This window comes from Stenotrophomonas africana (assembly GCF_013004645.1).
In the GTDB taxonomy this organism is placed as follows: Bacteria; Pseudomonadota; Gammaproteobacteria; order Xanthomonadales; family Xanthomonadaceae; genus Stenotrophomonas; species Stenotrophomonas africana.
In genome coordinates this window covers 68,774-94,607 of the sequence record NZ_JABEME010000004.1, presented here as the reverse complement: position 1 = coordinate 94,607, position 25,834 = coordinate 68,774, and the positions used below count along the sequence as shown (strand labels likewise).

The 25,834-nt window shown below is 67.3% G+C and carries 22 protein-coding genes; 4 read left to right on the top strand and 18 right to left on the bottom strand.

From position 1 onward, the window contains the following. Nucleotides 1-18: 18 nt before the first annotated feature. Nucleotides 19-3,081, bottom strand: coding sequence for a bifunctional diguanylate cyclase/phosphodiesterase (locus tag HLA98_RS09055; protein WP_057501657.1), 3,063 nt, complete (start codon nt 3,079-3,081; stop codon nt 19-21). Between the two features lie 176 nt (nt 3,082-3,257). Here HLA98_RS09055 and HLA98_RS09050 point away from each other — a divergent pair, with 176 nt between their 5' ends. Next, nucleotides 3,258-5,369: a M13 family metallopeptidase gene (locus HLA98_RS09050; protein ID WP_057501656.1), complete on the top strand. Its 2,112-nt coding sequence runs from the start codon at nt 3,258-3,260 to the stop codon at nt 5,367-5,369. Between the two features lie 150 nt (nt 5,370-5,519). Here the strand turns inward: HLA98_RS09050 and HLA98_RS09045 are convergent, their stop codons facing one another. Both HLA98_RS09045 and HLA98_RS09040 read right to left on the bottom strand, forming a co-directional pair. Continuing rightward, complete coding sequence (locus tag HLA98_RS09045; protein ID WP_057501655.1) at nt 5,520-6,692, bottom strand: MFS transporter; 1,173 nt, start codon at nt 6,690-6,692, stop codon at nt 5,520-5,522. Next, entirely contained in the window at nt 6,689-7,903 is a 1,215-nt protein-coding gene (locus HLA98_RS09040; protein WP_057501654.1) for an MFS transporter, read from the bottom strand. Before HLA98_RS09040 ends, HLA98_RS09045 begins: the two co-directional genes overlap by 4 nt. A 133-nt stretch (nt 7,904-8,036) precedes the next feature. Here HLA98_RS09040 and HLA98_RS09035 point away from each other — a divergent pair, with 133 nt between their 5' ends. Next, the gene (locus HLA98_RS09035; RefSeq protein ID WP_057501653.1) at nt 8,037-8,624 is read left to right on the top strand and encodes a TetR/AcrR family transcriptional regulator; all 588 of its coding nucleotides are present in this window, start codon (nt 8,037-8,039) and stop codon (nt 8,622-8,624) included. Between the two features lie 111 nt (nt 8,625-8,735). Here HLA98_RS09035 and HLA98_RS09030 read toward each other — a convergent pair whose 3' ends face one another. Next, nucleotides 8,736-9,665, bottom strand: coding sequence for an oxygenase MpaB family protein (locus HLA98_RS09030; RefSeq protein WP_057501652.1), 930 nt, complete (start codon nt 9,663-9,665; stop codon nt 8,736-8,738). Nucleotides 9,666-9,974: 309 nt separating this feature from the next. On the opposite strand from HLA98_RS09030, the gene HLA98_RS09025 reads away from it, so the two are divergent. After that, complete coding sequence (locus tag HLA98_RS09025) at nt 9,975-10,589, top strand: hypothetical protein (protein ID WP_049443519.1); 615 nt, start codon at nt 9,975-9,977, stop codon at nt 10,587-10,589. A gap of 40 nt (nt 10,590-10,629) precedes the next feature. On the opposite strand, the gene HLA98_RS09020 is transcribed toward HLA98_RS09025, so the two are convergent. The 13 genes from HLA98_RS09020 to HLA98_RS08960 form a co-directional block, all read right to left on the bottom strand. Continuing rightward, nucleotides 10,630-10,974 (bottom strand): hypothetical protein, encoded by a 345-nt coding sequence (locus tag HLA98_RS09020; protein ID WP_057501651.1) that lies wholly within the window; start codon nt 10,972-10,974, stop codon nt 10,630-10,632. A 33-nt stretch (nt 10,975-11,007) separates the two neighbouring features. Then, nucleotides 11,008-11,778 carry a LytR/AlgR family response regulator transcription factor gene (locus HLA98_RS09015; protein WP_049443523.1) on the bottom strand — a complete coding sequence of 257 codons (771 nt, stop codon included), beginning with the start codon at nt 11,776-11,778 and terminating at the stop codon, nt 11,008-11,010. Next, complete coding sequence (locus HLA98_RS09010; protein ID WP_049443525.1) at nt 11,768-13,027, bottom strand: histidine kinase; 1,260 nt, start codon at nt 13,025-13,027, stop codon at nt 11,768-11,770. The genes HLA98_RS09015 and HLA98_RS09010 overlap by 11 nt, the downstream gene beginning before the upstream one ends. Nucleotides 13,028-13,203: 176 nt before the next feature. Further along, nucleotides 13,204-14,853 carry a M28 family metallopeptidase gene (locus HLA98_RS09005; protein WP_049443527.1) on the bottom strand — a complete coding sequence of 550 codons (1,650 nt, stop codon included), beginning with the start codon at nt 14,851-14,853 and terminating at the stop codon, nt 13,204-13,206. A gap of 400 nt (nt 14,854-15,253) precedes the next feature. After that, nucleotides 15,254-16,906 (bottom strand): CsgG/HfaB family protein, encoded by a 1,653-nt coding sequence (locus HLA98_RS09000; RefSeq protein WP_057499631.1) that lies wholly within the window; start codon nt 16,904-16,906, stop codon nt 15,254-15,256. Nucleotides 16,907-16,922: 16 nt separating this feature from the next. After that, on the bottom strand, nt 16,923-17,600 hold the full coding sequence (locus tag HLA98_RS08995) for a hypothetical protein (RefSeq protein ID WP_010484141.1): 678 nt from the start codon (nt 17,598-17,600) through the stop codon (nt 16,923-16,925). Nucleotides 17,601-17,699: 99 nt separating this feature from the next. Beyond that, the gene (locus tag HLA98_RS08990; protein ID WP_049443871.1) at nt 17,700-18,800 is read right to left on the bottom strand and encodes a hypothetical protein; all 1,101 of its coding nucleotides are present in this window, start codon (nt 18,798-18,800) and stop codon (nt 17,700-17,702) included. Then, a complete protein-coding gene (locus HLA98_RS08985) occupies nt 18,791-19,987 on the bottom strand; it encodes a hypothetical protein (RefSeq protein ID WP_049443873.1) in 1,197 nt (398 codons plus the stop codon). The genes HLA98_RS08990 and HLA98_RS08985 overlap by 10 nt, the downstream gene beginning before the upstream one ends. Nucleotides 19,988-20,094: 107 nt before the next feature. After that, nucleotides 20,095-21,357, bottom strand: coding sequence for an RNA polymerase sigma factor (locus tag HLA98_RS08980; RefSeq protein WP_057499632.1), 1,263 nt, complete (start codon nt 21,355-21,357; stop codon nt 20,095-20,097). A gap of 45 nt (nt 21,358-21,402) precedes the next feature. Continuing rightward, nucleotides 21,403-21,759, bottom strand: coding sequence for a DUF1428 domain-containing protein (locus HLA98_RS08975; protein WP_049443877.1), 357 nt, complete (start codon nt 21,757-21,759; stop codon nt 21,403-21,405). Between the two features lie 24 nt (nt 21,760-21,783). After that, nucleotides 21,784-22,194, bottom strand: coding sequence for a VOC family protein (locus tag HLA98_RS08970; RefSeq protein WP_049480831.1), 411 nt, complete (start codon nt 22,192-22,194; stop codon nt 21,784-21,786). Between the two features lie 40 nt (nt 22,195-22,234). Further along, nucleotides 22,235-22,657 carry a VOC family protein gene (locus HLA98_RS08965; RefSeq protein ID WP_005415090.1) on the bottom strand — a complete coding sequence of 141 codons (423 nt, stop codon included), beginning with the start codon at nt 22,655-22,657 and terminating at the stop codon, nt 22,235-22,237. Nucleotides 22,658-22,724: 67 nt separating this feature from the next. After that, nucleotides 22,725-23,138: a YciI family protein gene (locus tag HLA98_RS08960; protein WP_057499633.1), complete on the bottom strand. Its 414-nt coding sequence runs from the start codon at nt 23,136-23,138 to the stop codon at nt 22,725-22,727. 209 nt (nt 23,139-23,347) lie between these two features. Between HLA98_RS08960 and HLA98_RS08955 the strand changes: the two genes are divergently transcribed. Continuing rightward, the gene (locus tag HLA98_RS08955) at nt 23,348-23,755 is read left to right on the top strand and encodes a YciI family protein (RefSeq protein WP_057499925.1); all 408 of its coding nucleotides are present in this window, start codon (nt 23,348-23,350) and stop codon (nt 23,753-23,755) included. Here the strand turns inward: HLA98_RS08955 and HLA98_RS08950 are convergent. Beyond that, complete coding sequence (locus tag HLA98_RS08950; RefSeq protein ID WP_057499924.1) at nt 23,733-25,814, bottom strand: NHL repeat-containing protein; 2,082 nt, start codon at nt 25,812-25,814, stop codon at nt 23,733-23,735. The genes HLA98_RS08955 and HLA98_RS08950 overlap by 23 nt on opposite strands. Nucleotides 25,815-25,834: the final 20 nt, after the last annotated feature.

The following is a 25,834-nucleotide window of genomic DNA, read 5'->3' as shown; positions in this document are numbered from 1 at the left end:
CGAGCCTGGCACTACCAGTTAGGCCACCACCTCATCCAGCGCGTCGATGATCCGTTCCAGCGGTGCCGGCCGCCCCAGCAGGTAACCCTGCACCTGGTCGCAACCGTGCGCAGCCAGCCAGTCCAGCTGCCCCGGCGTTTCCACGCCTTCGGCGATGATGGTCAGGCCCATGCTGTGGCCCAGCGACAACAGCGCGCGGCAGATCGAGGCATTGCGTGGATTGGTTTCCACATCGGCAACAAAACTGCGGTCGATCTTCAGGATGTCCAGCGGCAGGTGCTGCAGGTAGGACATGCTGGAATAGCCGGTGCCGAAGTCATCCAGCGACACACTGATGCCCTGCTCGTGCAGGCGCTGCATGGTCTGCATCGCCTGCGCCGGCTTGCGCATCAGGCTGCTTTCGGTCAGCTCCACGTGCAGTGCCCCGCGGGCCAGGCCGAACTCCTGCTGGGCGCGGGTGAACTCGGCCACCAGGTCGCTGTTGAAGAACTGCACGGCAGACACGTTGACCGCGATCGGCAGCTCGCCCCAGCCGGCCTCGACCAGCCGCCGCTGCGCCTTGGCCGCCGCGCGGATCACCCAGCGGCCCAGCGCCAGGATCAAACCGGTCTCCTCGCACAGCTGGATGAACTCGTTGGGCGGAATGAAGCTGCCATCGGCCTGTGGCCAGCGCAGCAGCGCCTCCAATGCCGCCGGGCTGCCATCGCTGGCGTGCCGGATCGGCTGGAAGTACAGCTGGAACTCGTTGTCGATGGCGGCGTGGATGCGCCCGGCCAGACGCAGGCGATCGGCCAGGCGCGTGGTCACCGCCGCGTCGAACCAGACCACCACGTTGCCCTCGGCGCGCGCGGCGTGTGCGGCCTGCGCAGCCATGCCGATCACCTGCTCGGCCGAGTGGCCATCACCCGGCACATGCACGGCCACACCGATGCGCGGCTCGAACTGGTGCAGCGAATCCTTGCCCCGCATCGGTGCCGACACGATCTGCAGCAGATCGTCCAGCACGCGCTGGGTATCGTGCTCGTCCCCGATGGCGAACACGAAGTCCTCCGCCGGCTGGAACGCCAGCGTGCCACATCGCGCGCCCAGGCCACCGAGCCGGGTCGCCATCGACTGCAGCACCGCATCGCCAATCTCGCGGCCCAGCGTATCGGCCACCAGCTGCAGGCCGCGCAGCTGCACGAAGGCGATGGTGTAGCCCGCTTCCTGCTCGTCCAGCTGCTCGGTCAACGCGCGCACGTTGAGCAGGCCGGTGGCCGGGTTGTGCCGCGCCTGGTAGGCCAGGTCACGTTCGTAGGCCAGCCGCTCGCTGACATCCTCGGCCAGCACCAGGCACGCAGGCTGGCCATCGAAATCGAGCCGGGACAGATGGGCGCGCACTTCGAACACGCTGCCGTCCTTGCGCCGGTGCAGGCGCACGGTGGCGTCCTGCAGTTCGCCGACACGGGCCTTGGCGATCGCACCCTTCACCTCGTCCCAGCCTTCGCGCGGGCGGATGTCGAGGATGCTCATCGCCAGGAACTCTTCGCGGCTGAAGCCATACTGGCGCACGGCCGCATCGTTGACCTCGATGAAGCGCAGCGTGTCCGGATCGAACACCCAGAACGGCGCGGGGTTGCGGTCGAACAGCAGGCGGAAACGGCGCTCCACTTCGCTCATCTGCTCGCGGGCCTGGTAACGCTCGGTCAGATCGCTCAGCGCACCGATCATGCGCCGCTCGCTGTCGGCCACTTCCACCCGCTGCCCACGCGCGCCAACCCAGCGCACCTGGCCACCGGGCAGCACCAGGCGGAAGACCTCGTCGAGTACCGCACCGCCGGCGAACGCCTGGTCGAAGGCCTGCTGCAGCCGTGCGGCATCATCGCGGTGCACGCGTGCGAAGAAGTCCGCTACGGGCAGCGCATCGGTCTGCACGCCGAAAATCTCGCGGGCCAGTGGCGACCAGCGCAGCAGCGCGGCGTCCTCGTCCACATACCAGGTGCAGATGCGGCCCACCTGGTGGGCCAGGCGCAGCTCGGCGTGGCCCGCCTTCAGTTCCTCGGCCATCGACTGCTGGCGGCGGGTACTGCGGCGCACGGCATACAGCAGCACCAGCAGCACCACGATGTAGGCCAGCACGATCGCCACCGACGCCTGCAGGTACGGCCACCAGGGTGCCAGCACGTCCTCGTCGGCCAACCCGACCTGCACCGCCAGCGGACTGCGCTCCAGCGTGCTGATGGTGATGATGCGCGGCACCCCATCCACTGCGCCCGGCAGGCTGCCCAGCTCGACCACCGCCCGCTTGCCGAGCAGGTCGCGGCGCGGCAGATCGTAGCGGCGGCCGACCGTGCCATGTGGGTCGGGCACGCGGGCCAGCATGTAGCCTTCCGCGTCGCTGATCGAGACCAGTCCGTTGGGGCCAACATCGAGGCCACCGATGATGCGCTGCAGCTCACCGCAGCGCAGCCGTGCCAGCAGCCAGCGGTCGCCCGTCATCGGCAGCGCCAGCGGCACCACCCAGCCATCGTTGCTGGCGCGCTGGGGTGGGCCGATGTACAGCGCGCTGCCGTGGCCACGGCGTTGCGGGTCGGTCCACAACGGCAGGTTCAGATCGCCCTTGCCGGTGGTGATCGAGCGGCCATGGCGATCAAGCACGACAATGCTGTGCAGTTCGGCATGGCGGCGCAGCACGCCGTCGATCGAGGCATCCAGCAGTGCCGGGGCCTGTGCGGGCACGCTGCGGAACAGTTCGGCGGCGTCGGCTGCGATGCCGGACATCGCCCGCTCAAGGTTGCGCAGCTCAAGCGCCAGCAGACGCTCGCTGCCCACCGCCAACGCGCGGCTCTGGCGCTGCGCGGCCTCCAGCCGGCGCTGGTGGTCGTTGATCAGCATGATGGCCAGGCCAGCCACCAGCAACACGCCCAGCAGCACTCCGCCCCAGGTAATGGCGCGCAGCGGCCGGGCCAACGCCCGTTTCAGCGCGGGCATCGGTTGATCTTCCTTGTGCTGTCGGCTGGCTTCATGCGCGAACGAATCCTCCACGTCCCCGACCTCAACGGCCGGCGGACGCCATTCTTGACGCCTGACCCGCCCCGCCATGGCTACCTCCCCGTGTCCGCGCAGGGCTCCTGTGGCCAGCATGCACCACGCCGGTGACGGCGTGAAGATCGTTTCCGCGCGTTCAGCCAGATCCTGCACAGGACCGGCGGCCCCTTGGGACGGCGGGCCGGGCCGGGCCGGATTAGACTTGGCGTTTTCCGCTGCAAGAGAAGTCCATGTCCAAGCTGCGCCGTCCCACCCTGGCACTGGCCATCGTTGCCAGCCTGTCCCTGGCCGCCTGCGACCGTCCGGCCGAACCGGCAGCCGGCACCGCCGCGCCGGCCGATGCCGCGCCCGCTGCGGCCAAGCCGATGCTGGGCAGCTTCGGCTTTGATGCCAGCGGCATGGACCGCAGCATTGCCGCCGGCGATGACTTCTTCGGTTTCGCCAACGGCACCTGGGTCAAGAACACCGAGATCCCGGCCGACCGCTCGCGCTTCGGCAGCTTCAACGTCATCGCCGAGAAGACCCTGGCCGACACCCGCGCCATTCTCGAAGGCGCCGCCGGCAACACCCAGGCCAGCGGTGACGACAAGCTGATCGGCGACTACTACGCGGCTTACATGGACGAGGCCGGCATCGAGCAGCACGGCATCGCACCGGTGCAGCCGCAGCTGAAGGCCATCGAGGCCATCACCGACAAGGCCGGCCTGGCCCGCACCCTCGGCGGCGAAATGCGTGCCGACGTCGACCTGCTCAACGCCACCAATTTCTACACCGACCGCCTGTTCGGCCTGTGGGTGTCGGTGGACATGCTGCAGCCGGACCGCACCGCACCCTATCTGGTGCAGGGTGGCCTGGGCATGCCGGACCGTGATTTCTACCTGGGCGGCGGCCGCATGGCCGAGCTGCGCAAGCAGTACCAGGCCTACATCGCGCAGATGCTGCAGCTGGCCGGCGTGGCCGACCCGGCCGGCAAGGCACAGCGCATCCTCGCGCTGGAGACCAAGATCGCGCAGGCGCATGCCACCCAGGAAGAAACCAACGACGTGACCAAGGGTGCCAACCCCTGGACCCAGGCCGACTTCAATGCCAAGGCGCCGGGCATGGACTGGAACGCCTTCCTCGATGCAGCCGCGCTGGGCAACCAGCAGGACTTCATCGTGTGGCAGCCCAAGGCCGTAGCCGGCCTTTCCAGGCTGGTCGCCACCGAGCCGCTGGACGCCTGGAAGGACTACTTGGCCTTCCACGCGCTGGACCGCGCTGCCGCCTACCTGCCGAAGAAGTTCGCCGATGCCCGCTTCGCCTTCCATGGCACCGCGCTGAGCGGCACGCCGCAGCAGAGCGACCGCTGGAAGCGCGCCGTGGATGACGCCAACCATGCGGTCGGCGAAGCCATCGGCAAGCGCTATGTCGAGAAGCACTTCGACGCCAAGACGAAGGAGCGCGCGGACGAGATGGCGAAGAACATCATCGCCGCCTTCGCCAAGCGCATCGATGCGCTGTCGTGGATGTCGCCGCAGACCAAGGCGCATGCCAAGGCCAAGGTGGCCGGCCTGACCGTGGGCATGGGGTATCCGGAGAAGTGGCGCGACTACACCGGCCTGGAGATCCGCCGCGATGACGCACTGGGCAATGCACAGCGCGCTGAACTGTTCGAGTACCAGCGCAACATCGCCAAGCTGGGCAAGCCGGTCGACCACAGCGAGTGGGCGATGCTGCCGCAGACCATCAATGCGATGAACGTGCCGCTGGAAAACCGCCTGGTGTTCCCGGCCGCGATCCTGCAGCCGCCGTTCTTCGATGGCGCCGCCGACGATGCGGTGAACTACGGTGCGATCGGCGCGGTGATCGGCCACGAGATCAGCCACGGCTTCGACAACGCCGGCGCGCTGTTCGACGAGACCGGCAAGCTGCACAACTGGTGGACCGCCGAGGACCTGAAGCAGTTCAACGCGGCCGGTGATGCGCTGGCTGCACAGTTCAGCAGCTACGAACCGTTCCCGGGCGTGCATGTGAACGGCAAGCTGACCCTGGGCGAGAACATCGCCGACGTGGCCGGCCTGGGCACCGCCTACGACGCCTACCAGCTGTCGCTGCAAGGCAAGCCGGGCCAGACCCTGGAAGGCTTCACCCCGGACCAGCGCTTCTTCCTCGGCTTCGCCCAGGCGTGGCGCAGCAAGAGCCGCGAGCAGGCGCTGCGCAACTCGCTGCTGACCGATGTGCATGCACCGGGCCAGTTCCGCGCACTGACCGTACGCAACATCGACGCCTGGTATCCGGCGTTCGAAGTGAAGGAAGGCCAGAAGCTGTACCTGGCCCCGGACAAGCGGGTCAAGGTGTGGTGATGTAACGCGAACGGGCGCCGCAAGGCGCCCGTTTCATTTCCGGGCAACGGCCAACCTTGGTTGGCGAATGCCCCGCTCGGGTGGATGCCGACGTTGGTCGGCATATCTGCAGGCCTACAAGCCTGCAAACCATCCACGCATGGCGTGGATCTACCGGCGGGTGGTGGCAATCACCAGCGTGGCGACCATGGCAAGCCCGGCCGCGGCCAACAGATTCGCATGCAGGCCCACGCCATCCAGCAGTCGTCCCCCGCTCCACGCGCCCATTGCGATGCCGATGTTGAACACACCCACATACAACGCGGTGGCGACCTCCACGGCCTGCGGCACCGCTCTCATCATCCAGCTCATCAGGCCCACCGACACACCGCCATAGGCAAGGCCCCACAGCAGCAGCACCGCGATGCCAGCGGACGGTGTGCTTCCCACCCACAGGAACAGCAGAGGCGTCAGCAGCAGGCCAGACGCGATCGCCAGCAACGTACCGCGCGGATGGCGCGCAGCCAGCGGCCCCGCGATGAAGTTGCCCGCAATGCCAGCCAAACCATAGGCGAACAACAACGCGCCGATCCACGACGCATCCATGCTCGATACAGACGTCAGCAGCGGCCTCACGTAGGTAAAGGCAACGAAGTGCCCGGCTACCAGCAGCAGGGTCAGCCACAGCCCGCGTTGCAGGCCACGGTGGCCAAGCTGCTGCACGAACTGCTGCGGCCGTACGGATGTACTGACTGGCAACGCAGGCACCACCCGCAGATGCAGCAGCATCACCGCCGCACTGAACAACGCCATCGCCACGAACGCGCTGCGCCAACCCAATGCATCTCCGATCAGCGCGCCCAGCGGAACGCCCAGCACCGATGCCGCGGCCACGCCTCCGAAGATGATCGAGGTGGCCAGGCCGATGCGCTGCGCAGGTACCAGGCGCGCTGCCAGCCCACCGGCGATGGCCCAGATGCCGCCCATGCAGAACCCCACCAGCACTCGCGCGGCCAGCAGCCAGCCGATGCCTGGTGCCAGCGCCGACGCAAGGTTGGCGGCCAGCAGCAGCCCCAGCAACGCACACAGGATGCGACGACGATCGATGCCACCAGCCGCGATCACCACCAGCGGTGCGAACAGTGCCGCCAGCAGTGCCGGCAGCGAGATCATCAGGCCGGCGGTGCCGGTGGAAGCGCCGAGGCTTTCGGCAATCGGAGTCAGCAGGCCCACCGGCAGCATTTCGGTGGTGACCACCGAGAACGTGGCGAGGCCGATGGCGGAAATCGCCCACCACGGATGACGAGGCACGGGCGCGGCGTGCGCAGGCGATGAAGCGCTCACGGGATGATTCCTTCAGGGGATGTGGGCGCCGCAGACGGGCGCAGCGCACGATGCGCGAGCACGGCGGACAGCACCACACCACCGCCTGCGACCAGCGCAACGACAAAGCCGCTGCGCACGCCCCCCGCATCGACACGCTGCCCGGACAGCGCCGCGCCCAGCGCCACGCCGATGTTCAATCCGGCCAGCAACCAGGTCATGCCCTCGGTCAGGCGCGATTCGGGTACGCGCTGTTCGACCAGCGACATCGCCACGATCATCGTCGGCGCGAAGAACGCTCCGGCAAGCAGCACGGCAACGGCCAGCGCCGGCAGGTTGCCGACCCACAGCAGTGGCAACGTGGTCAGTGCGGTGGCCGCTGCTCCGATCAGCAACAGGCGCTGTAATGGTGCCTGCAGCTTCAGCGCACCGAACAGCAGGCCCGCTGCGCAGCTGCCCAGCGCATAGGCCGACAGCACCGCGCTGGCGGCTAGCGGCTGCCCCCGCTGTTCGGCGAAGGCCACGCTGGTGATGTCGACCGTACCGACAATCACGCCCATCGCCAGCATCAGCAACGCCAGCAGGCGGATCTCCGTGCGCCGCAGCAGCGAGCGCGGGGATGTTGCACCTTCGTGCTGCTGCAGCGGCGGCTCGGTGCCCCGCTGCAGCACCAGTGCAGCGACGCCAACCACCAGCAGCAGGGCGGCCGCCAGTACGCCGGCCTGTGGCCATACCGTCACCGACAATCCGACTGACAACGGTGGCCCGACGATGAAGGTCACCTCGTCGAACACGGTCTCCAGCGAGTACGCGGTCTGCAGCTGCGGGCGTCCGCGATGGATCGCGGTCCAGCGCGCGCGCACCATCGCCGACACGCTGGGCATGCAACCGGCCAGCATCGCCGCAATGAACAGCGTCCAGTCCGGCGCGGCCAGCAGCGTGCACGCGAGCAGCAACAGCAGACCGGCCGCACTGACCGCCGTGGCCCACGGCAGCACCCGGCCCTGCCCGTGCCGGTCGACCCAGCGCGACACCTGCGGCGACAGCAGCGCGTAGGTCAGCACGAAGGTGGCCGACACCGCACCGGCCAAGGCATAGCTGCCGCGCAGCTGGGACAGCAGGGTGATGATGCCGATACCGGTCATCGGCAGCGGCAGGCGTGCCAGCAGCCCGGCCAGGGCGAGGCCGGCGGTGCCGGGGGCCGCGAACAGGTCGCGATAGGGGGTGGCCATCAGGTTCTCCAGGGCAGCGACTTGCCTGGCGCACGGGGCGCCACGACAATACATACAGAGCGTATGAATAAGAGGCTACATTCATACGCGCCGTATGTAAATAATCATGCACTGTGTATGTAAGGAGCTCCGGATGGTTCGTCGTACCCGCGCCGAGATGGAAGAAACCCGCGCCACCCTGCTGGCCACCGCCCGCCGGGTGTTCAGCGCGCATGGCTATGCCGCCACCTCCATGGACGATCTGACCGCCCAGGCCGGGCTGACCCGCGGCGCGCTGTACCACCACTTCGGCGACAAGAAGGGGCTGCTGGCGGCGGTCGTCGCCCAGCTCGATGCCGAGACCGACCAGCGCCTGCAGGCGATCAGTGATACCGCCGACGATGCCTGGGAGGGCTTCGTGCAGCGTTGTCGTGCCTATCTTGAGATGGCGCTGGAGCCGGAGATCCAGCGAATCGTGCTGCGCGATGCGCGTGCAGTGCTGGGTGGCGCCTCACCGGAATCGCAGCGCCACTGCGTGCACTCGATGCAGCACCTGATCGAACATCTGGTTGCCCAAGGCATGGTTGCGCCGGTGGATGCGCAGGCGCTGGCGTCGCTGATCTACGGCAGCCTGGCCGAGGCCGCGTTCTGGATTGCAGAGGGCGAGGATGGCGACGCGCGCCTGCAGCAGGCGACGGCGGCGCTGGAGATGCTGTTGCGTGGGTTGAAGTCGGCCGGGTGACGCCCATCCACGCATGGCGTGGATCTACGGCGGCATCCGCTCTGGTGGAGGCCAACCTTGGTTGGCGCTTCTGCGGCACCGTGCGAACTGCGTGCCAACCAAGGTTGGCACCTACCGGGGAGCGGTGGGCCACTCGCGCAACACCGACACCGGCACGCCCATGCGCGTGCAGGCGCGGCTGGCGAGACCATCGGGCAGTGCGCGGCGGAACAGCGGCGCCATGCCCTGCATCAGCTTCGCCGACGCGCCCGCCTGCGCACGCTGGCGGGCATTGCGTTCCAGCATGCCGTCGGCCCAGTCCGGCAGCAGCGCCGCACCGGCGCCGAGGAACACTTCGCGCGACAGCCCCGGCACCGGTACCGGCAAGCGCACGCCGGACAACACCTCCAGCACTTCGCGCGAGCGCTCATCCACACGCAGTTCCGGTTGCCGCGCGCAGAAGTACGCCGCCACTTCCGCCTCACTGCGGGGCACATCCACCGCACCCAGTGCCTCGGCCACGCAGCGGTATTCGTCATAGTAACGATCGGCGATGTGCGCCGGCACCTCGCGTCCGTACCGACGGAAGCCCTGCAGGAAACCAAACGCTTCCGTCACGTGCACCCAGGTCAGCAGTTGCGGATCATCAGCGGCATAGGCCTCGCCCTGCGCGGTCTGGCCGCGGATCTGCGCATGGATGCGGCGTACCTTCGCCACCAGCGTCTCCACTTCGCCGGCAGGCGCATAGCTGGTGCCGGCAACGAAGGCGGTGGTGCGGCGCAGGCGTCCCACCAGGTCCTGGCGGAAGTTGGAATGGTCGTAGACTCCGGCCAACGCGCGCGGGTGCAGGGTCTGCAGCATCAGCGCGCACAGGCCACCGGCCAGCATCGACGGGAATTCCGCATGCAGTCGCCAGGTGACGCTGTCCGGGCCGAACCAGCCCGGGTCACCCAGCGGGTGGTCGTAATCGATGCCGCTCTGGCCACGCGGGAAGGCCTCCAGGACCCAGCGCCGGATCGGCGCGGTCACGGGGCGGGAGAGTCGCTGCAGCAAAGCCGGCATCACAGGTCCAGGAAAGGCGGAAGAACGGCCACGCCTTGCGCGGTCGGCCCCGATTCTGGTCGATCACGACGCCGACGGCGAGCCTCCGCGCTCAGCTACGGTTTCATGTGCGGCCGCAGCACGTTTCACCCTGCGACATCCTGTCGCAGGCTGCGGTCGTGATGCTGCAGTGCACCAACATTCACCCATTCAGACAAAACCCTTACGCCGCTAGGCATTGCGCCCATTGCACGGCTCGCTGGAAGTGCTAGAACTGAACCCGCCACACCGTCCAACGCTGATCGACGCACGTTCCACAAGGAGCCAGCCATGATTGCTTTGTTCAAGGGTTTGGGAATTCTGCTTCGCGACAACGAGCTCTACAGCAGCCCGTTCGACAAACAGGTTGCGCATTGGCGCAATCTCAGCGAGCAGCAGATCCGCGATGAAGTGGCGGTGCTGGCGCAGGCCAAGTGCCAATGGCTGATCGCCTCGATCGTCGGCTGGCAGGCAGCCTCGCTGCTGATTCTTGGCCTGATTGCCAACTACCTGTGGCGTGACGACTTCCATATCACGTTCACCCGCGTGGTAGTTGTGTTCGGCTCGTGGGTCTCGATTCTGTTCGTGATCTGGTTCATGGCCAACATGTTCGATCAGCAGGCCGGTTTCGAACGTTGGATGAAGGCGTTCAACAGCCGCGCCCGCATCAGCTCCAAGGCCGACAGCGTCGAGCACGTGGCCGAGGCGCTGGAGTTGGCCGAGCACTATCCGGAAGTGCTGGACTACAAGCAGGCGGTCACCGCCAGGCGCGAACTGCGCCATGAGGACATCCGCATCATGACCGAGATCGGGCGCATGAAGCAGCACTCAGAACTGGTCGGTCGCCTCAACCATGTCGGCGAGAACGAGCACCACCATGACCTGACACTGCAGCCTGCCTACTGACCCTTCAGGGAAGCGGGGGGGGGCCACAATGCCACCGTGGTCACTCACGGTGGCATTGTTCTATCGGTTCTTCGCTGACGCATTGGGCGAAGCCCTTCGGCAGGTCACTGAACTCCCGGGTGGTGCCGGCCGCCAACGCGAACGACCGTATCGGCGCTTTCGCACAGGCGGCGTCAGGACGACAGGCCGGATCCAGCACCAGGTAATGGCACTGACCGCTGCGGCTGGCCATGCACTCGAAACGCGCCACGCCCTCCACTACCGTGCGCTTGCTGTACAGCGTGTCCACTCCATTGGCAGTGGTGCGGGTGATCGCGGTTTCTGTGGACTTCTGGCAACCGGAAATTGCCAATGCGGCGAGGCCTACGAGCAGGAAAAAACGCATGCAATGCTCCTGGTAGCGGAAGGTGCGGCGTGGCTACATGCCGCGGAACAGGCTCATGAATGGTTGGCTGACCACCAGCGTCTCGGCACGCCCACGCAGGCGCAGTACACCGCGGCCGGTATCGTCGCGGCTGACCGCCGCCACCGCCTTCATGTTGACGATGGTCGAGCGATGGATCTGGCGGAAGTGCTGCGGATCGAGCACGTCCAGCAGTTCGCGCAACGGCGTGCGCAGCAGGCTCTCACCGGCCGCGGTCACCACGGTGGTGTACTTGTTGTCGGCGCGGAAATAGGCCACGTCCTCCAGCATGATCAGCTGCGTCTCGCGGCCGTTGCTGGCGGTGATCCAGGCCAAGGGGGGGCGCTCGGCAGCGCCCTGCGATGGCCCCAGCCGCTGCAGCAGACGTTCGAGCACGGCATCGTCCTGGCGCGTTGATGGCAGCCGCGACAGGATGCGTTCGCGCGTGGCCAGCAGGCGCTCGTCGCTGACCGGCTTCAGCAGGTAATCCATCGCGCCCTGCTCGAACGCGTCGATGGCGTACTGGTCGTAGGCGGTGACGAATACCACCTGGGTACGCGGACTCAGCTCGGACAGCGAACGCGCCACCTCGATACCACTGATGCCGGGCATGCGGATATCGAGGAAGGCAATGTCCGGCTGTTTCTCGGCCAACTGTTCCAGCGCACTGGCGCCATCCTCGCACTCGGCCACCAGCCTCAAGTCCGGCCACAGCCGGCGCAGCTGTTCCACCAGTGAGTGCCGGAGCAGTTCTTCATCTTCAGCAATCAGCGCTTCAAGCGGCATGGCTGCGCTCCTTGTTCGACTGCGGCAGGGTCATGGTCGCGGCCACGCCGCTGGGGAAGTTGGCGACGATCGCCACACCGGCCTGCTCGCCGCAGGTCAGGCGCAGGCGCTCGCGCAGATTCTTCAGGCCGATGCCGGTGCCGCTGGTGCCCTGGCCGAAGCCGAGGCCATCGTCGGCCACGGTCACGGTCACATGGTCATCAAAGCCACGCGCCAGGATCCAGATCGTGCCACCGCCGGGCTTGGGTTCCAGGCCATGCTTGATCGCGTTCTCCACCAGCGTCTGCAGCGCCATCGCCGGCAGGTGCACGCCGTGCAGTTCGTTGGGCACCTGCACTTCCACCGCCAGCCGCGCGCCCATGCGGATGCGCAGAATCTCCAGGTAGGCGCGGGTGCGCTCCAGCTCCACGCCCAGCGTGGACACCGATTCGTCCACCTGCGGCAACGAGCTGCGCAGGTACTGGATCAGGTGGCCCAGCATCTGCTCGGCACGCGCCGGGTCGGTGCGGGTCAGCACCTGCGCGTTGGCCAGCGTGTTGTACAGGAAGTGCGGTTCCACCTGCGCGTGCAGCAGATTCAAGCGCGCCACCGACAGCTCCTTCTCCACCTGGGTCTGTTCGGCGGCGGCCTGCTCATCGCGACGCTGGTCGGCCACGCGGCGGCTGATCGCACGGGTGACCGCTTCGGCGTTCTCGAAGTTGCTGCCCTCGTCCAGCGCCAGCAGGTCGGCCCACCAGCCCGCATCCGGTTCAAACAGCAGGGTGACGGTGCTGGTGCCCTGCCCTGGCGTGACCGTGGCCAGCACGCTGTTGCGCTTGATCGCCAGCCGCGCCGGCAGGTTCCAGCGCGAGGGCTGGCGGCCATTCCAGAGGTCGACCCGGCGAACGTAAGCGCGCACCTGCAGGCTGCCGGCCGAACTCTCAACGTCTTCGACACGCGGCAGCTCGGCGATTGCCGCTTCCACCACGGCGTAGGCCTGGCCGGCATCCATCGGCAGTTCCACCTGGCGGCGCTGGCGCCCGGACAACGTGGTCGAATCCAGTCGTCCGGCAACCAGCCACACCCGGCGTATATGGGTGATCGCGCTGCCCAGCGCGGAGATCATCAGGAACATCGCCAGCAGGCCGAAGACCCAGCCCGGGCCGTCGTTCATGCCGCTGAAGATGCCGCTCCAGACCATGCCGGCGACGAACAGCGCCGCAGCCCAGGCCAGCAGGTGACGGAACATCAGAGAGAGGCTGGCGAACACGGCGGCGCCTTGGAGGAAGGGGGTGAGCCGAGCATAGGGCGGCCCGCCGGGCAAACAAGCGGGCTGCGACGAAGGGCCGGAATCCGGGGATGGAAGCCGCTACGGAAATGCCGGGCATGGCCCGGCGTTTCCCCGGAGGGGCAATGCCGGCCAGCGGCCGGCACTACCGAACGCCGTTATTTGCGCTGGTCGGCGCTGGCGTCACGCACGGCGCGGAACGACTCGTCCCGGCTCCAGTTCGGCCAGCTGCGCGAATTGGCCAACTGGTTGCCCAGCGTGTACAGCACTTCCAGGTCGCGGGCGGCACCGGCGAACACCCAATCCGGCTGCCACTCGTCACCCTGCTGGTGGTAGCGCTTGGCGGTGTAGTCCTCGGACGCCTTCTTGCCTGCGGCCACGCCGCCGTCCACCCAGTCCTGGCCCGCCGACCAGGACAGCGCCGGCACGCCACGCTTGGCGAACGGGAAGTGATCGGAGCGGAAGAACAGGCCGGCTTCCGGCTTCGGGTCCGGCGTGTAGCGGATATCCCAGCCCTTGGCCACGTCCTTCAGCTGGTCCAGCAGTTCGAAGCGCGCGGCACCGTAGATGCCGAAATCACGTGACGGACCGAACGGCGCCATGCCGTCCATGTTGATCACCGCTACGGTCTTTTCCAGCGGATACAGCGGATGAGTGGCGTAGTACTCCGAACCCAGCAGGCCCTTTTCCTCGGCAGTGACCGCCAGGAACACCACCGAGCGCTGCGGGCGCTTCTGCTTGGCAAAGCCGCGCGCCAGCTCGATCAGCGAAGCGGTACCGCTGGCGTTGTCCAGCGCACCGTTGAAGATGCGGTCGCCACGCGCGTCCGGCTCACCCACGCCGATGTGGTCCCAGTGCGCGCTGTAGATGATCGTCTCGTCCGGGTGGCTGCTGCCTTCCAGGCGCGCGGCCACGTTGTGCGAGGTGATCACTTCGGTCTTCACCGCGTACTTCGCGTCCAGGCTGGCGCCGGTCAGCGGCACCGGGGTGAAGTCGCGCTGCTGCGCCTTCTTCTTCAGCGCCTCGAAGTCCTGGCCGGCCGAGCGGAACAGCTCCACCGCCAGATCGCGCTGGATCCAGCCTTCCAGCAGCGGGTGGCTGTCGGCCGGGTTGTCGCGCACCACATCGAACATGGTGTTGGTATTGGAACCGGCCACGGTGGCCCAGCCGTACGACGCCGGGGCGGTCTCGTGCACGATCAGCACGCCCAGCGCCCCCTGGCGGGCGCCTTCTTCGTACTTGTAGGTCCAACGACCGTAGTAGGTCATGCCCTTGCCGTCGAAATCACCCTGGCCCGTCTCGAAGTCCGGGTCGTTGATCAGCACGACGGCGATCTTGCCCTTCAGGTCCACGCCCTTGAAGTCGTCCCAGTTGCGCTCTGGGGCCTTCACGCCGTAGCCAAGGAACACCAGCGGAGCCTTGCTGATGTCGACGTTGCTGGCGCCGTTCATGGCGGCGCGCACGGCAATCTGCTTGCCCTGCTCCAGCGCAACGGTCTTGCCGCCCTGGTGCAGCGCCAGCTGCGGTGCGCCGACGATGTCGCCCTTGCGCAGCGGCACGGCCTGGGTCCACAGGCGCTTGCCGTCCTTGAGGTCACCGCCGGGCTGCAGACCGGCATCGGCGAACTGCTTGCTGAGATAGGCGATGGTCTTCTCTTCGCCGGCGGTGGCCGGCGAGCGGCCTTCGTAGGCGTCTGAGGCCAGTTCCTTGACGTCGGCGGAGATCCGCGCACCGTCGAATTTCGGGGTGGCCGCCATCAGTGCGCTCGACACCGACAGGGCCAGCACGCCCAGTACCACTCGTTTCATTGCTCTCTCCAGCAGGGAAATCCTTCTGGAGTGTAATGGGATTCGGCAGGGCTGCGCCCTGCACCTGCCGATGCCAGGGCAGCAGCCAAAGCCAAAGCAACAGCGGCATCCCGTGGGATGGCGGGGTGGATCCGGTTGCGGGGGACGCCGTAAACCCGTCCTTGGGGGCTTGGCCGCGGCATCCATGCCGCGGACACCCCCGCAACCGGACCCACCCCGCCTTCGACAGTTTCCGGTGGTCTGCCGGAACGGCGTTCTGCTCTGGTATCTGTCGACCTTGGTCGGCACGCCGCTGTTGGTAGGTGTCGACCTTGGTCGACACGGACGGAAACAAGAAGGGGTCAGAGTCCTTTCCCTGCGGGAAAGGGCTCTGACCCCATCTGTGTGTTGCTTCAGCCTGTTACCAGTTCGGGTCTTCGGCGGGGGCCGCCGCGGCCTTGGGCTTCGGCTTGGCCGCCGGGCGTGCGGCGGCGGCGGGAGCGGCCGAGGCGGTCGCACCTGAGGCGGCGGCAGCCGGCTTGCTGCCCAGCTTCTGGCGCAGTTCGATCTGGCCCGGGCGGAAACCGCCGCGCATCGCGTCGACGCCGTCTTCGATGGTGCCGTAGGACGTCTGTGCAGCCACGCGATCGATGCGGATGGTGCAGCACGGGTGTTCGCTGCGGCCCAGCGAGCGGCCGGTCTGCGGGTCCTTCAGTTCTTCGCCCAGGCGCACGGCCTGCCAGCGCTGGCCGGCCTGCACGGTGTCACCGCCCTGGCTCAGCACGACCTGGTCACCATCCACAGAAACCACCGACACCGGGAACAGGGTGGTGACGATGGTGGTACCGATCTGGCCAGACAGCGATTCCATCATCGCCGCGGCCATGTTGCGGCCGTTGACCACGCGCGGCAGGGTGCTGGGGCCGGTCGAGGCCAGCTGGTGGTCGAAGCTGTCGGACATCACCACCTGGCCGGTGGTGGCGTTGATCAGGCGCAGGGTGATGCGGCCGCCACCGGAGTACGAGGTCACCTGGCGGTCGGACATGCGCAGGTTGCGCACGCTGCGCGGGTATTCGAAGCGTTCGATGGTCGGGATCAGGATCAGGTCGGTCGCCAGCTGCTGGCCCACGCGTGCGGTGTCCTGCAGGCGCACGTTGCCGCTGTTGATGTGGTCGATCTCGGCCTGCAGTTCGTCGCCGAACTCACGATCCAGCACGATGAAGCGCTGGGTCTGGGTCAGCGTGTCGGACAGGCGCGCGCGGATCGCATCGGCCACTTCATCGGCGTCCACGCGGCCGTCGCCCACGGCGTAGCTGCCAGCCTTGGTGCGCGGCAGGGCCACCACGATCTTCGGCTTGCCCTGCTCGTCCGGTGCGCGGTACTGGGCGATCTGTGCGCGCACGCGCACCTTCCAGTAGCTGCGCATGCTGCGATGGGTCACATCGGAATCGAACGAGCTGGCGCCACGCTTGGCATCGACGTCGACCTTCTCGTCGTAGCTTTGCTTGACGCTGGCCGAGGCCGAACCGCTCTTGGCCGAGGCTTCGCCAGATGCACTGGCCGACGCCGAGCCCTTGAAGCTCCAGCCTTCGTCGCTGGCGCGCACGCGGGCGATGGTTTCCTCGTCCAGCTGCCGCACTTCATCCTGCGACAGGATTTCATAGCCCAGCACCGCGCCCTGCGAGCCGGCGATCATCTGCTGGGTGAACGCGTCGGCGCGGATATCGCCGACGTGTTCGTCATCCACATCCACATGCAGGCCTGCTCGCAGGCTCTGCATCTGGCTGGCCACGCGTACGCCGTTGACCTGCGCCACCGCCGACTGCAATGCCGCCAGCACCGCCAGTTCCGGGGTGCTGCCGATGCCGTCGGCTTCGCGCGCGACCTGGGTGGTGCCGCCGAAATCCGGCGTGCCACGCAGGGGCGCTGCTTCCACTGGCGCATTGCTGGCCAGTGCACTGGTTGCCTTGTCCTTGGCGGGTGCGGGCGCTTCGGCCGGGGTGTCCTGTTTGCCGCACGCTGCAAGCAGCGCGGCAGTCAGGCCCAGGCCGATCAAACGGTAGGTCATACGCATGGAGATTCGCCTCGGATCAGAGCTTGTCGAGCATCGAATCGGCGTTGGACGGCACCTTCACCTTGCTCTTCTTGGCAAAGGTCACGGCCGACTTGGTCGAGCCGTACAGACCCTGGATGAAGCCCGGCGATTCCTTGGCCACCCATGCACCGGCGGCCAGCTTGCGGCCGACGGTGGCCAGCTGGGTCGCGCCCAGGTTCTTCATGCCGGCGGTGAAGTTGCTGGCTTCGCCGCCCAGCTTCTGTGCTTCGGCGGCCGAGGACAGCAGCGAGACCAGGCCTTCGGCGTAGTGCTGCTTGGATTCAGCGTTCAGTTCCGGCTGTGCGGCCTGGCGCTCGTTGATCGCCGCCTGCGCAGCTTCGCTGACCGACACCGACTTCTTCATTGCATCGACGCTGACCGAACCCGACGACAGCGCCTGGCGCTCGGCTTCCAGCAGCTGCACCTGCTCGGCCAGGCCGAAGGCGCGGGCGAACGAGGTCTGGGCCTGCAGCGAGTGCGACTGCGAGGTAACGAAACGACGCACCAGCGCTTCCTGCGCGGCTTCGTCCGGGGCGGCGGCGCTGGAGGCGCTGCTGCTGGAGGTGCCGGTGGCGGCACCGGCCAGGTCCTTCAGCTTGCCCAGGCCAGCATGGGCGGGCATCGACAGGGTGGCGGCAGCGATGGCCACGACAAGAGCGGTATTGCGGATCATGTGAGTGTCCTTTGGGAGTGACGGCCGCGAAGCGGCACGTGGGAAATCGGTAACCCCAGGGCGATGCCAAGCGAGCTCGGCACCCACCTGGGTGGCGGATCAGCGGACCGCTTTGACGTTCAGTTCGTTGATCATCTGCTGCGCGGCCTTTTCAGCCGCCAGCTGCAGCGCGTTGGTACGGGCGACGGTTTCATTCGGGCCGGTACCGGAGAACTGCACCGGGCCCACCGACGACACGGTGCGCGGGAAACGACCGGTCACATCCAGCACCTTGCCGGTGACCGTGACGAACACGCGGGTGTTGCCACTGGCCGGGTCACGGTCGCGCATGCCGACGTCGAGGGTGCCGACAGCGATGTACGGAATGTTGGCCGCACGGATGCCGTTGGCGGTATCACGCAGGGTGGCCGGGGCCAGGTCGTTGCCGGTGCTGAAGTCCTTGCGGATGCGCTCGATGCTGAGCAGGCCGCGCGACTCGCCTTCCACGTATTCGGCTTCAACCACTTCGTAGCCGGCGGCGCTGAAGGCACCGGTCATTGCGGTGTTCACTTCGGCCGCGTTGGCCACCTTCCAGCTGATGTTGTCGCTGCGCTGGGTGGTGCTGCCGCCGCTGGTGACCGACATCGACGCATTCTGGTTGATGCTGCCGTTGGTGCTGACCGAGTTGCCACGGAAGCTGTCGCCTTCACGGGTGTTCTCGTTGTAGCTGGAGCTGACGTCGGTGCGGCGGTATTCCTTGTCCTGGAACGACTGCACAGTGTCCTGCGAGCGCGCCATGAACAGGAAGGTCAGCAGCGAGCGCTGGGCGGCGGTGGCCCCGGCCACGGCCGAGCCGGCATCCAGTTTGGTCTGCAGCAGGGTGGTGTTGATCTCGGCGCGGACGGTGACGGTGTAGGTCTTGGCCTTCTTGTCTTCGGTGTCCGACAACTGCACGGCACTGAGCACGTAGCGGTCGATCTCGCCGATGAACTCGGCGCGACGTGCTTCGAACAGGCGCAGCTTGGCCGCACCGGTTTCGGCGATGTACGCCTCCAGTGCATTGACCTTGGCCTTGTTCAGGGCCTGGGCACGGGTGTCGGCACTCAGGCGCAGGCCGTAGCTGGCCGAGCCGGTACCGCGCGAACTGGCGGTCTGTGCAGCGACCGGCGAGGCCACCACCAGGGCGATGAGGATGAGCAGGATGGTACGCATCAACGACATGACTTGATCAACTCCTGGAGGGCTTGGGTCTGCTGCTGCAACGGGCGGCCGCCCGGCTTCTGTTCGTCCAGCCAGCCGCGCGAATCGGCGCGCTTGGCGGCAGCGCCGGCGAAGGCGTCGAAGCCGGCCAGCAGGGTTTCGTAGCTGGCCGACCACTGGTCAACCTGCCACTGCGTGACCGGCACCACCTTGGTGGCCCCCTTGCGCAGTGGCTGTTCGAAATAGACCTTGCCGGAGAACGGCTCGGTCACCTTGGCGGTGAAGAACGCGCCGAACAGCATCGTCTTCATCGCCGGGGTTTCTTCGATCACGCCGTTCTTCAACGCATCCACCTGCAGGTTGATGACGTAGTCCGGCTCGGGGATCTTCAACTGGTAGACCTTGCCGTCGGCAAAGCGCGCCGCCATCGCACCACCGATCGCCTGGCCCGAGGCCGGCGGCAGCAGGCCGACACCGGTGTTGGACGACAGCGTCTTGGACAGTTCATGGGCCAGCGTGGCGCGCAACGGCGCTTCCCACTTCGGGTCGGGCAGCTTGGCGCGGACCGCGTCGGACAGGGTCACGCCACCGACCTGCAGGCGGCGCACCGCCGCGTCGGGCAGCTTGGCCTGGGCGAGGCTGGCCGCGAGTACCTGCGACAGGCTGGTCGCAGCGTTGCCGTACAGCAGATCGGCGACGATCGCGTCGATATCGTCGTTGTCCGGCCGGTAATCCTGCACGTCGATGCGCTGCAGGGTCAACGGATAGGACGCGATCACCTGGCGCTCGCGGAAGTCGAAGAACAGCGCCTGCAGCGCCACTTCCACCAGCACCTTGTACTGGTCACCGATCGGCTCGACCGAGACCAGTTCGCGGTCCAGTGCTGCGGCCAGCACGGTGGCACTGGTGGTGCCGTCGAGCATCGCCACCGGCTGGTCGATCAGTTCCAGGTTGGCCGGCGGGCGACGCTTGAGCCCCTGCGCCAGGGTCTGGTTGAGCGGAATCAAGCCACGCTTTTCCAGCACGGCATGCGCATGCGGCGTGGTCGCCTGCACGGCGGCGGCATCAGCGGTATAGGCAAAACCGGCCCAATAGGCCTGCTGTGATTTATCTGCCGCCTGCACGGCCATCGGCCATACGGCCAGGCACAGGGCACAGGCAAGCAGGCGCGCAAAAGCGCGCGATGCGCTCTTCGTCCTTGAATACATCCAACCGCTCCTCGGTCATTACGCACGGAAAGCGGACGCTCATGCGCCCACTGGGCGCGAAACATAACGGCTCGCGGGCCTGCCGACAAGTGCTGCCTTCGTCGAGGTCACTCCGCGGGGGACAGACCGGCCCTTTGCCGCAGCAGGCCGCGCTCTGCCTGGTTCTGGCTGAGTTGGGCGGCTTCCGCAAAAGCGTGACGCGCATCCTGCTCCCGCCCCAGCTGCTGTAGTAGTTCACCGCGCACCACATGCAACGGCGCGTAGTCACGCAGGCGCGTATCGTCCAGCAACGGCTGCAGCTGCGCCCAGGCCGCGAACGCACCGTCGCTTCGCAGTATCGCCACCACGCGGTTCAATGCGACAACCGGCGAGGGCTGCACCTGCAGCAGCTGCGTATAGAGTGCTGCGATGCGCGGCCAGTCGGTATCCTCTGGGCGACGCGCCGCTGCATGGCACGCTGCGATGCGCGCCTGCAGTACATAGGGATCATCAGCACCACCGGCGGCCAGCGCGCGCGCCAGCACCTGCTGTCCGCGTTCAATCTGCAGCCAGTCCCAGCGCGCTCGGTTCTGCTGGTCCAACAGCACCGGCACGCCCTGCGCATCGGTCCTTGCTGCGGCACGCGAGGCCTGCAGCTCCATCAGCGCCAGCAGGCCCAGCACCGGCGGCACCGGCAGCCGGTGCGCCAGGATGCGTGCAAGCCGAAGTGCCTCCTCGCTCAGTGCCGGTCGCATCCAGTCATCGCCGGCACTGGCCGCGTAGCCCTCGTTGAACACCAGGTAGATTGCCTCCAGCACCGACGCCAGCCGCTCGGGCATCGCGTCAGCACGCGGGACCTCGTAGGGCACCTGCTTCTGCGCCAAGGTGCGCTTGGCGCGCACGATGCGCTGGGCGATGGTCGGCTCGGGCTGCAGGAAGCCACGGGCGATCTCGGTCGTGGTCAGGCCACCGAGCAGGCGCAGGGTCAATGCCACCCGTGCGTCGGCTGGCAGCACCGGATGGCAGGCCACGAACATCAGCCGCAGCAGATCGTCACCCAGGTCATCCTCCAGCGCCTGGCTGTCATCGGGTGCCGGCAGCGCCGCTGGATGCAGTTCCTCGCCCCACTGCGCGTGCTGCTGCGCCACCCGCTGGTGCTGGCGCAGCACATCAATGGCACGGTTTCGCGCAGTGGTCATCAGCCAGGCTCCGGGGTTGTCCGGGATGCCCTGCTCCGGCCAGCGCTCCAGCGCGGCCAGCCAGGTGTCCTGGGCCAGCTCCTCGGCACGGCCGACATCGCCCCCGAGCAGCCGCGCCAGGCGCGCGATCAATACCGGCGACTCCATCCGCCAGAGGGTTTCCAGTCGCTGCGTCAGTGCGGGATCGAGCATGCGCCGATCACAGCACGCACGCCCGGCCCGCACAAGCGCCACAGCTCACGCTTCAACAATCGGCTTGAAGCCGCCCCAGAACATGCGCTGGGTATCAAACGGCATGTCCTTCGGGCCCAGCGACGCCAGCCGCGGGTCGGCCATCACCCGGGCGTTGACGCGGTCGCGCGCCGCGCGCGAGCGAAATACCACGAAGGCGACGATCACCGTTTCACCGGGCTTGGCCTTGACCGCCCGCGGAAACGACGTGCGCTTTCCCGGTTCCACATCGTCGGCCACGCACTCCATGTACTGCAGCGCGCCATGGTCCTTCCACACCGCACCGGCCTTGCGGGCAAGGCGGCGGTAGGCCGCCACCTTGTCCTGTGGGCACGGCAGCACGTAAGCATCCACGTAAGCCATGAGGGTTCTCCCTTGCGGCGGCCGTCAGCCCGGCTCGCCGTCCATGTGTGCGATTTCCCAGAGATGGCCATCCAGGTCCTGGAAGCCGCGCTGGTACATGAAGCCCAGGTCGCGCGCCGGCTGCGGCTCGCTGGCGCCGGCGGCCAGTGCCTTGTCCACCAGCACATCAACGGCCTCGCGACTGGGCGCCGAGAGCGCATTGATCACTTCCGTGTGGGTGTGCGCATCGGCAATCGGCTTGTTGGTGAACTGCTGGAAAAAAGGTTGGGTCAGCAGCATCACGTAGATGCTCTCGCTGATGACCATGCCAGCCGCATCGTCATTGGTATAGGTTGGATTGAAGCTGTAGCCCAGCGCGGTGAAGAACGCTTTGGACTTCTCCAGATCCTGTACGGGCAGGTTGACGAAGATCATCTGCGGTTGTGGTGCACTCATTGGTAACGCTCCTTGTGGATGAAGAGGAAAGAGGGAGGGATCAGGGCTGCTTCATGCAATTGACCATCCACGGCTTGCCGTAGCGATCAATCAGCATGCCCCAGCGGTGCGCCCAGAACGTTTCGGCGATCGGCATCTGCACCTGGCCACCTTCGGCCAGCGCCGCGAACACGCGTTCGGCTTCTTCGATGCTGTCGACATCGACATTGATGGTGGTCGAGCCGCCCTCGCCACCGCCGGGACCGTCGGCCGCCATCACGATGGCGCTGCCGATTTCCAGCTGGCTGTGCGCAACGTGGTCCAGGGTTTCCGGCGGCATCTCGTTGCAGCCCGGCGAGCCATCGGAGGGCGGCATGTCGCGGTATTTCATTTCCGAAGTGACCTGGCCACCGAGTGCCTTGGCGTAGAACGCCATCGCCTCATGGGCCTGGCCGCTGAAGCCGAGGAAGGGAATCAATCTCATGGCAATACTCCGTTGTGCGGTTCAGGGCAGTAGCGCCGGGTCGTGCCCGGCAGGGAGATGAATCGGGTCAACCTTCCAGCTGTACACGCAGACGCTGTTCCTGCTGCTGTAATTCGGGGGTGAAGGCCTCACCGAAGTCTTCGGCGGAGATCAGCGGGCGAAGTTCCAGCGTGCCGCCACTGTTGAACGGCGCACGGCTGGCCCATTCAACGGCCTCGTCCAGCGAGCGCACGTCCCACAGCCAGAAGCCGGCGATCTGGTCGCCGGCGGGACCAAACGGACCGGCCTCGACCCTGGGCGCGCCGCTGCCGAAGTGAATGCGGCGTCCGCGCTGGGTGGCATGCAGGCCTTCACCGGCGAGCATGATGCCGGCGGCCACCAGTTGTTCGTTGAAGGCGCCCATTTCGGACAACTCCTGTTCGCTGGGCATGCGGCCGGCTTCGGAATCGGCGTTGGCCTTCACGATCACCATCACTTTCATTGCGGTCTCCCGTGGGGACGCGTGGTGCGTTCCCTTCACTGGGTACAACGAACCAGGGGGCTGGGAATCGACACGTCTGTTGGAAATTTTTTCTTCCGCGGAAAGCGTGCCTTCGCCGATCGCCCGCCGCAGGCGGCTTTTCGCGCTGCAGCATGCCGGCAGGCAAACGTGCGCCATCATGGACACCCCGCCCCCGCCAGGACCGTGCCATGCAGCAGTACCTGCTTCTGATCTACATCGAGCCTGCCCTGCTGCAGGCCCTGCCCACCGAAGAATTCAACGCGCTGATGCGCGACTGCCTGGCCCATGCCGACAAGCTGCAGGCCGAGGGCACGTTGCTGGCGGCGCAGAAGCTGCAGCCGGTCGACACCGCGCAGACCCTGCGCGTGCGTGATGGCCACAGCCGTGTGTTGGATGGCCCGTTCGCCGAAACCCGCGAACTGCTGGCCGGCTTCAACCTGATCGTCGCCCGCGACCGCGACGAAGCCATGCGCATCGCCGGCGACTTCCCGTGGGCACGCTTCGGCAGCATCGAGGTGCGGCCGCTGGAAGACATGGACGCCGAGCGCGAACGCTGCGGCGCCCCGGCTGCCGCTATGGCAGCAGCCGTACTCTGATCTCGCGCGGGCCTACGCCTTCGTTGCCGCTGTAGTCGCGCACGCTGGCGCGCACGATGTACTCGCCCGGCGGCAGCGCCGCCGGCTGCCAGCGCCCGGTTTCCATCAGGCCATCACGCACGGTGTTGGTGGCCAGGTAGCGGAAACGGGTCACCGCACTGCCATGCACGGTGATGCCGCTGTCCGGTGCGTAGGCCACGCGCACCGCTTCCTTCTGCGGCGGCATGCGGTTGAACACGATGTTCCAGCGCGGCTGTTCATAGCCCTGCAGCGGCTGTCCGCCGGCATCGAGGATCTGGTAGCCCACCTGGTACATGCCCAGGCGACGACGCGGCAGGTTGTTGTCGACCTGGTCCCAGGCCTCGATCACGATCTGTACGCCGCGGCCCTGGCGCGCCACCATCACCATGCCATCGCTGCCGGCGGCCATCGGCTGGTCGTTGTCGTCCAGCAGCGCCACATCGGTGATGCGCGGTGCGAAGTGATCGGCGTAGTTGTGGAAGCCCAGCGCCACGGCATTGGTCTCGAAACCGCCGGTACCCACGGCCAGGTGCACGTGCGCCTGGTTGTTGATGCTGCCCAGGCGGTCGCCGACGTGGATGCGCATGCCGCGGCGCACGCGCATCCGCTCCAGCTTGCCCTGCTCGTCATACAACGCCTGCCAGCGCGCATCGTAGGGCTCATCACGCGGGGTGCGGCCGACCCGCATGTGGATGTACTTGAGGCGGTCCACGGCCAGACCCTCGGCCTGCTCGCCCAGGTTCCAGGCCGCCACCGGGCTGCTGATCTTGCCTTCGGCGATCGCCAGCACGGTCTGGCCCACATCACCGCGCACGTCGAAGCCGCCATGCAGGTGGTGGCGGCTCTCGCCGGTGAAGTTGCCGCGCACCTCACCCAACGTACCGACCACTTCATGCCAACCGTCCTGCGGCGCCAGCGGCCAGCGACCGCCCGTCTTCGGCAGCGCCGCATCGGCAGCCGGGCCGACCAGTGCCGGTGCCGGCAGGTCGCCTACCGGCAGCGGCCGCAGGCGATGCAGACGGTAGCTGGCGGCGTCGGCCACCAGCACGCTGCCATCGGCATCCATCGCCAGTCCGCTGGGGCGGGCCAGCCGCGGCAGGCGACCATTGCCAACCAGCGCGATCTGGTGGCCCTGTGGCGTCACCTGCACGATGCGGCCATCAAGATCACCGACGTACAGCACGCCGTCGTGGGTGGTGGCCAGTGACAGCGGCCCATTGATCACACCACCGGCGGCGACCACGGTGCTGACCGTGCCGTCGGCGCCTACGCGGCGCACCGCGTTGTTGAACAGGTCGGCCACCAGCAGCGCGCCCTGCGCATCAAAGGCCAACGCCACCGGCGTATCGAAGCGCGCAGCCGCGCCGGTGCCATCGGCCAGGCCCGGCCGATCGCCGCCGGCCAGGGTGCGCACCATACCGTCGGTGCCGATCACCCGGATACGGTCATTGAAGGTATCGGCCACGTAGACCTGGCCCTGCGCATCCACGGCGATGCCCATCGGCGCATCGAAGCGTGCCTGTGCGGCGGGACCATCAGCATGGCCCTGTTCGCCACCGGCCAGGGTGATCACCTGGCCATCGGTGCCGATACGGCGGATCGCATGGTTGCCGGTGTCGGCCACATACAGGTTGCCCTGCGCGTCGGCGGCAATGCCCGAAGGCGTATTGAAACTGGCCTGCAGTGCCGGGCCATCAACGCGCCCCTCGCCCTGCCCGGCCACCGTTTCAACACGGCCATCGGGAAGGCGGCGGCGGATCCGGTTGTTGTCACCGGCATCGGTGAAATAGACGCTGCCATCGGCGCTGCGCAGCAGCGCGTACGGATCGGCGAAGCGTGCCTGCGCGGACGCGCCATCACGGTCACCCGGGTGGCCATCGCCGGCCAGCGGTTCGATCTGCGCGGTCCACGCCAACGGCGTTGGGGCCGGACCCGCCGGTTCAGCCAGCGTATGCAGCGGTGTCTCCCACCAGGTCGCAGCCAATGCCACTACTGTCGCCAACGCTACGCCTGCCGCCATCCATTGCCACCGTGCCATCGTGCTGCGCTGCCTGCCTG